Source organism: Nitratireductor sp. GCM10026969 (assembly GCF_042660605.1).
Taxonomy (GTDB): Bacteria; Pseudomonadota; Alphaproteobacteria; order Rhizobiales; family Rhizobiaceae; genus Chelativorans.
Genome location: NZ_JBHSUM010000146.1, coordinates 1 through 10369, shown reverse-complemented (window position 1 = coordinate 10369; position 10369 = coordinate 1). Strand labels below are relative to the sequence as shown.

Here is a 10369-nt window from a genome sequence, read left to right as displayed (position 1 = left end):
CAGCCGCCCGTGCTGCGGCGCCGCCTTCGGACAGCGCGCGTTCAAGGTCCCGCAACGCCTCGTCGTTATCGGCGAAGGGGCCGACGCACCGCCAGAGCTCGGGCGAGACCGGACGGCCCGCCGTCCAGCGCTCATGGGCATATTCGCGCAGGATCCTTGCCAGCTCGGGATTCGCCCGCTCGTCAAGGCCGATGATCGGCGCCAGCCGGCTTTCCACGAACAGCGCCTTCAGGATCATGTGGTTCCAGCGGTGCTGGTCGAAATGGTCGCGGGGGAAAGGGTTGTGGTGGGCGATTGCCTCGAAGACGGGCTTCAGGTTCGAGCGCAGCCCCTCGCCGACCTCGAAATGCAGGGATTCAGGATCCGGATAGAGCGGCAGCCCGCGATAGAGCGCGATGAGTTCGGCCGCATCGGCCGTGCGGCGCAGGTCCTTGAAGGTTTCGGCGAAGGGGCGGTCGCCCTTGTATGCGAGAAGCGCCAGCACGCGGGCTGCCCCATCTATGCTCCAGCCTTCGAGTGACCAGCCCGGCCGGGCCTTATCGGCCGCTGCACGCTCCTCGGGAGTAGGCTTCAGGTCCGCTTTTCCGAGCCGGCGCGGCGCCATGCCGAGAAAGATGTGCAGTTCCCGCTCGGGCGCACCCGCTTCGAGCGCGGCAAGCCGGTCCTCCACCCAGCCGACGTGCCCACCGGCACGGGAAAGGACGATGTCGCGCAGGACCTCTTGTGCCGGCTGCATCCTCACCTCCCGTTCTTCCGATGATCCTGGCCAACGCTCTGCAAGCGGCTCCAGTTGCAACCATGCACGGAAAAAGACGTTGCACGCCCATGCACCCCACCCTCGTCATCCTCGTCGTCGGGCTTACGCCCGAACTCCTCGGCCGCGGCACGCCGAACCTGCAGCGGCTCGCCGAGCGCGGGGCGATGCGGCCAATGGAGACCGTAGTGCCCGCCGTCACCTGCACGGTTCAGTCCACCCTCGTTACCGGCCTTCCACCCTCCGGCCACGGCGCGGTGGCCAACGGCTGGTATTTCCGCGATCTGCGCGAGGTGATGCTGTGGCGCCAGCCGAACAACCTGGTGGAGGGCGAGAAGATCTGGGAGGCGGCCCGGAAGCGTGCCCAGGACTTCACCTGCGCCAAGATGTTCTGGTGGTACAACATGTATTCGAGCGCCGACTGGTCGGCCACGCCGCGGCCCCAGTACCCGGCCGATGGCCGCAAGATCCCGGACCACTATGCCCATCCGCCGGAACTGCACGACGAACTGGACGAGAAGCTCGGGCCGTTCCCGCTCTTCCGCTTCTGGGGGCCGCTCGCCGACATCACCTCGTCGGACTGGATCGCACGGGCGACGGTGCACGTGATGCGGACGCGCAATCCGACACTGACGCTCACCTATCTGCCGCATCTCGACTACAACCTCCAGCGCCTCGGGCCGGATCTCGAGCACCCGCGACTGCGGCAGGACCTCGGCGAGGTCGACGCGCTGTGCGGCGAACTGATCGAGGAGGCGGAGCGGAGCGGGCGGCGGATCGTGGTGGTGTCGGAGTACGACATCACGCTGGCGCGCGAGGAGGTGCACATCAACCGCGCGCTGCGTGAGGCAGGCCTGATCGCGGTGCGCCCCGAGGAGCATGGCCGCGAAATCCTGGATTGCGGCGCAAGCCGCGCCTTTGCGGTGGCGGACCACCAGATCGCCCATATCCATGTGGCCGAGCGCGAGCGCATCCCCGAGGTGAAGGCGCTGATCGAAAGGCTCGACGGCGTGGAGGCGGTCTGGGACGAGGAAGGCAAGAAGGCCAACGGCCTCGACCACCCGCGCTCAGGCGAACTGGTGGCGGTCGCCGAGCCGGAACGCTGGTTCAGCTATTATTACTGGCTGGATGAGGAGAGGGCGCCGGACTTCGCGCGCACGGTCGACATCCACCGCAAGCCCGGCTACGACCCGGTGGAACTGTTCGTCGATCCTGAACTGCGTTTTCCGAAACTTGCCGCGGCAGCCAAGCTCGCGAAGCGCAAGATGGGCTTCCGCCAACTCCTCGACATCATCTCGCCCTCCGCCACGCACCTTGTGAAGGGTACTCACGGACGGCTAGCCAGCAAGCCCGAGCAAGGTCCGCTGGTGATCTCCTCCGAACCGGAGATGCTGCCCGAGGGGCAGGTGAGGGCGGTCGATTTCAAAGGGCTCGTCCTGTCCCACGTCTTCACGTGACGGTGCTCAGGTCCCAGGTGCCAGCCGCTGGAGCACTAGTGTCAGCACGAAGGCGACAACGCCCAGGAGCGCCAGGAGCGGCAGTCCCGCGCCGGCGATCAGTGCCGCGTCATAAAGCGAGATACCGGCGATCAGCATGACGACGGCGCGGGGCACGTCGCCCGGAGCGCGGCGGATGAGCCGCCGGACCGCAAGGCCCATCACGACGAGGAGGCCGGCGCAGAAGGCGAGGGCGGCCGGGTCGGTGCCGGCGAAGCCGAGGGCGATTGCGACGGGCAGGAGGAGCACAGCCAGCGGCCATGCGCTGCCAAGGTCGTTTCCGGCTTCGTGCCGGGCGGCATAGGTAAGCCCCACCACATAGGCGAAGAGCCCGGAAGCGCCGATCAGAACGGGCGGCGACAGCGCCCCGACGGCAAGCGCAGCGACGACGTAGCAGAGGAACCGCGCCGCGCCCATGACGAGCGGGCTGAGTGGGGTTTTCTTGTGCGCCCAGTCGTAGAGCAGCACCGCGACCGTCAGCACCGCGGCGGCAGCTCCCGCAGCCACCCCCAGAGCAAAGCCGATGGCGAGCCCGCTGGCCAGGAGCAGCACACCTACGACGAACACCGAAGCGCGCCCGATCTCGCCGGCCGGGATTGGCCTTTCCTTCCGCTCCCTCGCGTCCACCTCCGCGTCGAAAGCGTCGTTGAGCCACATCCCGCCGATATAGAAGAGGCTGAGCGCGAGGGCGGCTTCGAACAGAGGCCAGGGCGTCACCGGCGCGCCTGCGGCCAGCAGGGCACCGGCGAGCGCGTTGCTCCATACCGTCGGCAGGTTCGAGACGCGGCCGAGCCGCAGGATGGTCCTGAAGCTCACCCGGCGAGCTGTTCTTCCACCCAGCGAAGCTCGCGCAGGATCGCCTCGTCCACGCTCTGCCGGCGCAACTCCTCCGGCAACACGTCCCATGTATAGGTCTCCACCTCCAGATGTTTCGAAATCGGCTCGGCGCGATGGAGAGCGAGGATCTCTGCCAGGAAATCCCGCGTACTCTCGAAGGCGCCGAGATCCCTGAGGAAGACGGGCACGTGGAAATGCACCCGCCATTCCTCTCCATCCGCCTCCGCGCCCCGCGAGAGAGCCGGCCCCAGATCGGTGTAGCGGGAAAGGGTGCCGTTCCGGCGGGCCACGACCTGGTGCAGGAAGGTCGGCTCATTGAACTTGCCGAGGGCACGCCGCGTCTCCGCGTTGAGTTCCGGCACGCGGAGCGCGGCGCTGAGCTGGAGCTTGTGCACCGGCACGCCGGCATCGCGCAGAAGCTGCAGGCTTGCGGCCGGGTCCTCGAACTCCACGGCCGCATGGCAGACGTCGTAGCAGAGGCCGAGATGGCAAGGCAGCGCATCGCCCGCCTCGTCGGTCGAAAGCCCCGTCAGCTTTGCAAAGCGCAGCCGTGCGGCGGGGCTGTAAAGCCGCTTTTCGAAAAAGGCACAGGTCTCGGCGATCGTCTCGAGCAGGCAGGCGGGCTCGGGCTCTATGGCAAGCGCGATGCGCACGCCGGTCTTCCGCTCAAGCTCATGGAGATGGGCCGCCGCCTGCAGATAGTGATCGGCGATGCCGTCCTCCGCCCCCTCGGCGAGCGCCCGGAAGCAGCCCGGCACCGTGCTGAGGCTCACCGTCTCACCGGACGGCGCGATATCGGCCATGAGCTCTGCGAGCTCCGCAGTGTAGCGCAGCCGCTCTACCTCCCGCCAGTCGGGGCGATAGACCTCTTCCTTGACGCGCGTTCCGTGGAACGGGCCAAAGGGGAAGCCGTTCACCGTCACCGCCGTCAGCCGCTCCGCCTGGAGCAGGCCGCCGAGCTCGGCACGCGCCTCCGGCTTCTTGAGATCTTCGAGCGCGCGGGCGGAGATGCGCAGGCCCACCGGAAAGGGCCTGTCGGGCGCAAAGCCGGCACGCACCCTGAGCACCGGGCCCATGAGGGCCGCGCGTATCTCTGCCCAGGTCTCGGCCGGATGGATGTTGAGGCAGTAGGTCAGGGCCTCGCCCGTGCGCGCCGCGCTCACCGCATCGCCTCCCGCCTTCCGAGCCACTCGAGCGCGCTGCAAACGAGATCGGCGTCCATCCTGTGGACATCCACGCCGACGCCGAGCGCGCTCAGCAGCGTGATGGTGAGTTCGCCGCCCAGATGCTGACGGAACTCGTCCAGTCCCGCAAGCACGGCCGGACGGCCGCCTTTGCCCGGTCGCTCGAGCGCGGGGTGATAGACCCGGAAGCCGAGCCGCTCCAGAAGTGTTGCAATGCGCTCCTCCTCACCTTCCGGCAAGAGCCCGGCCAGCACGGAATACCGTGCATCGAGCGCAATGCCGATGGCAACCGCCTCGCCATGGTTCACGGCGTGGCCGCTCAGCGATTCCAGCTTGTGGGCCGACCAGTGGCCGAAATCGAGCGGGCGCGCCGAGCCGCGCTCGAAGGGATCGCCGCCATCGGCGATCTGCTTCATGTGCAGCTTGGCGCAATGGCGGATCATGTATTCTTCGGCAGACCGGTCGAAGGCGGTCAGCCGCGTCGCGTTCGCCTCGATCCACTGGAAGAAGGCGCGGTCGCGAATGAGCGCCACCTTCACTGCTTCCGCAATGCCGGCGATGCGTTCGCGCCGGGGCAGATGCTCCCGGAATTCCGAATCGTTCACCACCGCCCAGGGGGGCGCGAAGGTGCCGATGAAGTTCTTGACGCCCTTGAGATTGACCGCGTTCTTCACGCCCACGCCGGAGTCGTTCTGCGACAAGACGGTGGTCGGCACGCGGATGTGCCGCACACCGCGATGGGCCGTCGCGGCAGCCAGGCCGACCACATCGAGCACCGCCCCGCCGCCGACCGCAATGACGCAGGAGTGGCGGTCTATCCCATGCGCCAGGATCGCTTCCTCGATGGCGGTGAGGTGGGCGGTGTCCGCCTTCGCCGCCTCGCCGCCGCGGATCGGGATAATCTTCGCGGCAAGCTCAATGCGGCGGTCGTTGGCCCGGCACCACTCTTCGATCCGCTCCTCGAGCCGGGGGACCGCTCCCAGAACACCCTCGTCGACGACGAAGAGGCAGCGGTGCCTCCTGTGCGGCTCGGCCCGCGCGATCAGCTCGGCAAGAACGGGATTGGACGTTGTGAAGATCCCGTGCGAGAAGGCGACCGGGTATTCGAAAGGCACCGAAAAGCGCTGCCAGTGCACCTCCTGGTCCGGCTCGGTCTCCCCGACCACGGATGCGTAAAAGTTCAACAGCCCTCACTCTCCTCTTGCTCTGTCGCCGGGGGAGAGGCGGAGATGTACTCCGCCTGCTTACAACACTCCCGGTTCGGGGCCTATTGCTGGGTGGTTCCGTTGGTGTCGGAATCCTGGTCCGAGGCCGCAACCACCTGCCAAAGCGTTCCGGGCGGGTTCTCTTGCGGCAGCGGACCGCCGTAGTTGCAGCTGCAGGACGTCACGTAGAGATTGCCGTCTTCGTCCGTCCCGCCGCCGGCAAGCTGCACGCCGGAGGCAAGGAGTTCCTGAAACACCCACTGATCGTCCTCACCGCGCGCCAGGCCCCAGATCGTGCCGGCGCAATAGTCGCCGGCGAGATAGACGCCGTCGAGGCCCTCGATCTCTCCGCCGTGATAGACGCCGAGCCCGATCACGGAGCAGCCTTGCTCGTGATCATATTCGGCGACGGGAAGGACGCCGACCTGCGCACACTCCTCCTCTTCGATCGGGAAGCAGTGGGTTCCCATGAGGAAGTCCCAGCCGTAGTTTTCGCCACCCTGGCTGTCAGCCGGCTGGAAGTTGATCTCCTCCCAATGGTTCTGGCCCACCTCGGCGACGTAGAGATCGCCGGTTTCGGAATCGAAGTGGAACTTCCAGGGATTGCGCAGCCCGTAGGCCCAGATTTCCGGTCGCGCCTCGGTGTGGATTTGCGCGAACTCCTCTTCGGTGATCCCGAAGAGCTCAACGATACCTGCCTGCCGGGCGAAGGGATTGTCCGCCGGGATCGCGTAAGCCTGATAGCTGTCCTCCGGCACGTCTACATCGATGCGCAGGAGCTTGCCCAAAAGGGTGCTAAGGTCCTGCCCCGCCTCCAGCGGGTCGCCTTCCCAGCCGCCGTCGCCGCTGCCGATATAGAGATAGCCGTCCGGGCCGAAGGCAAGCTCGCCGCCATTGTGGTTCGCCCAGGGCTGGTCGATTTGCATGATGAGTTTAGAGGATTCGGGATCGATCTGATTGGGACTGTCGGACGAGACCGTGTAGCGGACGATCAGGGAATCGCCATTGCGCAAGGTCTCGGCGAAGTGCGCATAGACATACCCGTTGTTCTCGAAATCCGGGTGGAACTCGATGTCGTAGAGCCCCTGCTCGAGGAAATAGGGAAGGACGATGTCGCTGATGTCCATGAAGGGCTGCTCGACCAGGCTGCCGTTCTCGACGATGCGCACCACCCCGTGGCGCTCCACCACGAAAAGCCGGCCGGTGTCGTCCTTCGCGCTCACGACGTTGACCGGATCGATGAGATCGCCGGTCACTTCCCTCAGCTCGATCGAGGGGCTGCCCGGTAGGGTTCCGCTCTCACCGGGACGGGCGACGCTGATGGTGTCCTGCCAGGACGGTCCGGCCTGCTGGTCCGCGCCCTGATCCTGCGCGTGGGCGGCTGCCACCAGGACGGCTGAGAAAAGGGCAATGCTAGGCAATCGTTGCACGATTTCCTCCCCAAGTCTGTGCGAGGCCTCTATGAGGCTAGGCGCGATTGCGTCGATGATGCCGGCGGAAGGGCAGGGGCATGGGCGCCGGCCCGTTCCGCCGACCTCCGAACAGCCTGGGCGCCACATGGTTCCGAAGCGGAAACGTGAAAAGCTTTGCGAAATCGGCCGATGAATGCATCACCACTACGCACGGACTGCGTACAACTCCTCGAGCCCCTGCGGCCCAGTTATTGACCAAGCCCACCTTTTGGTGTGCCCCCGGCGGGAAACCGCACCACCACATTTCGGAGCTGCCCCAGGCCTCAGCCGGCACCCTCGGCTTGCCATGGGACCGCGCCGCAATAATTCGCCCTGGGACGCTGGACAGAGCAAATTCTCATGCTATAACCCACGCGCTTTCGGCGGTCCTCGCCCGTCGGCCCCATGCGGGCGGCAATCCGCCGGCAGGGCCAGGCCCAGGTAGCTCAGTTGGTAGAGCAGCGGACTGAAAATCCGCGTGTCGGTGGTTCGATTCCGCCCCTGGGCACCATCCCCTCTTCTCCCGACATTCCCTTTCGCCGAAGTGCCTACGCTTCAGTGTTCGCAACTGACTGAATTTGCTGTCTTTTTCCGACCGTACGGCGAAGTTGAATGGAAGGCGTGGTTGCGCTCAGGCAGGAAAAATCGCGCTGGGATTCGTATGGGATTCAGGAGTGTATGCTGGGATGAGCAAATATACGAACCATCGACCCAGTCCTCAGAACCATTCGGGTGTTGGTGCCCTCGCCTCGGTGTAGAGGGCGCGAGAAACATCGCATCGTCAGCCCGCGCCCATAGAACCCGGCACGTAGATTCGCCGAAGCGGGATGATCCTTTGTACTGACGGCGAAAACTTTGTGTAGTGGCGGTAGATCAAGTCGGCCAATGCGGGGCCGTCGATCAGACGCAAGTTCGGCTTCATTTGCTCGTAGGTAAGGGCGTCGTTTGAAAAGCTGCCGAGCGTCACAAACATTCCGAACTCGTCGTGAGCGATTGCGCCGTCCAGTTTTTGCACATCCGGGCGTCCAATCGTCCCGAAAGTCTGCTTGCGTAGATGCCGAAGACCGTCGAAGCGGTCGTAACCGGGCTCACGACGACGGCGATGGTCAGCGGTCTGGCATCGGGCATGGCATGATCGACCTGCTTTATGCGTCTATGCCTCTGGTGCAGTCTAAGCGTTCTGCCATGATCGGCACCTCATATCCTCTGCGCCGAGGCTTGAGATCCTCTCCTCGAATCGACGGAACAATTGCCGCGCTGACAGATTGGCCCCCAAACGCGGCGAGCAAACGCCGCACTGACCTGCGAACGATACACGACATATCGACCGGGATGCGATTGCATCCCGAGCGGTGGCGTGCGTTCAAAAACAGGAGGAAAAGGATGATACGAAGGAAAAAGCTCTTTGTCGTAGCCGGCCTGTTATGTGGCACCGCATTCACGCCTGCGATAGCACAGGACGCCAACCAGGCAGCCAGCGACCAGCAGCAGCCTTGTGATCGCCTGACCCAGCTGATTGAGGACAACGAAGACCGGTTCCGCAGCGAGTGGATCGACGAGGCCAACGATGCGGCGCGCCAGGGCCAATCGCAGGAATGTGCGCAGTATGTAGCGCAGGCTGAGGAAGCGGTTCAAAAGCTCGATGCCCGTCAGGCGCAGCAGGACGGGCAAGCTCAACGGCAAGAGCAGCAAGCCCAACAGCAGGATGGGCAATCCGAACAGGACCGCATAGTGGTGCAGCAGCCGGAGCCGCGCGTAACCGTTCAGCAGGATGCGCCGCAGGTCACCTACGATCAGCCGAGGCCCCGTGTGAATGTGCAGCAGGGTCAGCCAGAGATCGTGGTACGGCAGGCTGAACCGACTGTGCGGGTCGAAATGCCCCAGCCGCAAATTTCAGTAGACCAGCCCGAGCCGGAGATCGTGGTCCGCATGCCCGAGCCCGACGTCTCGGTCGCCATGCCGGAGCCGGAGATCGACGTCTCGCAAGCGCAGCCCGACGTGCAGGTTCAGCAAGCCGAGCCTGAAGTGAACGTCCAGGATGACGCAAGTGCACAAGTGCAGGTGGAACGCGATCAGCCCACGATCCAGCAACAGGACCAAGGCGAACAGCAGGCCCGGGTAAATGTCGAACGCCAGCAGCCGCAGGTGCGCTACGAGGCTGCCGAGCCGAATGTCCAGTTCGAGATGACCGGGGAGCCCCAGGTCAGCTTCAACCGTACCGGCGAGCCGCAGGTCAGGTTCGAGAGCATCGAACAGCAACAGACCACGCGTGCCAGGGAAGGCGACGGTAACCGGCAGCAGAGCGCTGGAGCCGAACAACAGCAGAACGCTGGTGCCGAACAGCAGCAGCGCGCGAGCGGACAGCCCGATTCGCCGGATGAGCAGCAGACAGCGAGCGTCGAGCGGCAGCAGCAGGTGCCCGAGGATACTTACCAGATGCTCAGGGGCGACGGCCAGAAACAGGCCTCCGGCGAGGCCATATCCATGTCCGTCTCGGAGATCGTCGATCGCGATCTTGTCAACCAGCGCGGCGAGGAACTCGGCACGGTCGAGCGGGTGATCAGGGCTAACGACAAGTTCTATGTCGTGTTGTCCCATGGCGGCTTTCTCGGCCTGGGTGAGGACGAGGTCGCTCTCCCGCTCAACCGGATCTCGACCGCGCGCGGTGACGATCAACTCGTCCTTTTCGGCATGACGGATGAAGACATCGAGCAGCTTCCGCAGGTCAATGCCGACACAGGTCAGGAGATCCAGGGCGACCAGACGGTGCAGATCTCACAATCGTAGTAGCAAAGTCGCAGCATATCCATGTGCATTGCCCCGCCGGTTTTCGCCGGTGGGGCTTCTCATGTGGCATCCGCGAAGTGGGATCAGCGCAGATTGATCTCGCGTGTTCGCGACTAAGGCCCGCTGACGATTAGCTCGCGCGCCGGCTTTCCCCGGCCGCCTGCCACTGTATAGCTCAGCGTCACCTCCTCGATCCGGAACCCGGCGAAGGTCTCCCGGACCTCCGGGACGTCGTTGATGGATAGGATGAAGCGGCCTTTCAGGTGGCGCAGCCATTCGGTTATGGGATTCGCCCTGCTGGCGAACGGTGAAGGCCGGAAGGTCGCCGTATCGGTTCTGGGGCAGCGCCGGGGTCGCTGAGTGGTGGAATAGACCGGTGCAGCGACCAATGGCGTTGGGAACACGCTGTAAGGAACCCAGTTTGGTGGAACGCACGAGATCGAGGGTTGTTGTGGCCGCATGTGAGGTGGGCGTGGTATGCCGCAGTCAGCACCTCCCGGGCGGCCGGTGCCCCTGCTTGAACCGGCGTGCAGATTTCACGCGCCGGTTCGGCCTTCCGATTGCCGTCTGGTTCCGTATCCGACCCGTTCCCGGTGAAATGCAGCGTGTGGCGGAGATCATCCAGGGGATCCCCGAGATCACGCAATGCGACCGC

The 10369-nt window shown here is 65.0% G+C and carries 8 protein-coding genes and 1 tRNA gene; 3 read left to right on the top strand and 6 right to left on the bottom strand.

Annotated elements, in window-relative coordinates; genetic code table 11:
* On the bottom strand, positions 1-736 hold a 736-nt coding region (locus tag ACFP9U_RS20505; RefSeq protein WP_378624299.1), incomplete at its 3' end, for an EboA domain-containing protein.
* Positions 737-825: 89 nt separating this feature from the next.
* Between ACFP9U_RS20505 and ACFP9U_RS20500 the strand changes: the two genes are divergently transcribed.
* Positions 826-2211 (top strand): alkaline phosphatase family protein, encoded by a 1386-nt coding sequence (locus ACFP9U_RS20500; RefSeq protein ID WP_378624297.1) that lies wholly within the window; start codon positions 826-828, stop codon positions 2209-2211.
* A gap of 6 nt (positions 2212-2217) precedes the next feature.
* Here the strand turns inward: ACFP9U_RS20500 and ACFP9U_RS20495 are convergent, their stop codons facing one another.
* From ACFP9U_RS20495 to ACFP9U_RS20480, 4 genes are all read right to left on the bottom strand, one after another.
* A complete protein-coding gene (locus ACFP9U_RS20495) occupies positions 2218-3066 on the bottom strand; it encodes a UbiA family prenyltransferase (RefSeq protein ID WP_378624295.1) in 849 nt (282 codons plus the stop codon).
* Positions 3063-4250 carry a metabolite traffic protein EboE gene (gene eboE / locus ACFP9U_RS20490; RefSeq protein ID WP_378624293.1) on the bottom strand — a complete coding sequence of 396 codons (1188 nt, stop codon included), beginning with the start codon at positions 4248-4250 and terminating at the stop codon, positions 3063-3065. The genes ACFP9U_RS20495 and eboE overlap by 4 nt, the downstream gene beginning before the upstream one ends.
* Entirely contained in the window at positions 4247-5455 is a 1209-nt protein-coding gene (locus tag ACFP9U_RS20485; RefSeq protein ID WP_378624291.1) for a 3-dehydroquinate synthase, read from the bottom strand. Before ACFP9U_RS20485 ends, eboE begins: the two co-directional genes overlap by 4 nt.
* 83 nt (positions 5456-5538) lie before the next feature.
* A complete protein-coding gene (locus ACFP9U_RS20480) occupies positions 5539-6906 on the bottom strand; it encodes a PQQ-dependent sugar dehydrogenase (protein ID WP_378624289.1) in 1368 nt (455 codons plus the stop codon).
* A 456-nt stretch (positions 6907-7362) separates the two neighbouring features.
* Between ACFP9U_RS20480 and ACFP9U_RS20475 the strand changes: the two genes are divergently transcribed.
* Positions 7363-7438: transfer RNA gene (locus tag ACFP9U_RS20475), tRNA-Phe, on the top strand.
* 270 nt (positions 7439-7708) lie between these two features.
* On the opposite strand, the gene ACFP9U_RS20470 is transcribed toward ACFP9U_RS20475, so the two are convergent.
* Entirely contained in the window at positions 7709-7957 is a 249-nt protein-coding gene (locus tag ACFP9U_RS20470) for a restriction endonuclease (RefSeq protein ID WP_378624301.1), read from the bottom strand.
* A 353-nt stretch (positions 7958-8310) separates the two neighbouring features.
* On the opposite strand from ACFP9U_RS20470, the gene ACFP9U_RS20465 reads away from it, so the two are divergent.
* Positions 8311-9714 (top strand): PRC-barrel domain-containing protein, encoded by a 1404-nt coding sequence (locus tag ACFP9U_RS20465; RefSeq protein WP_378624288.1) that lies wholly within the window; start codon positions 8311-8313, stop codon positions 9712-9714.
* Positions 9715-10369 lie beyond the last annotated feature (655 nt).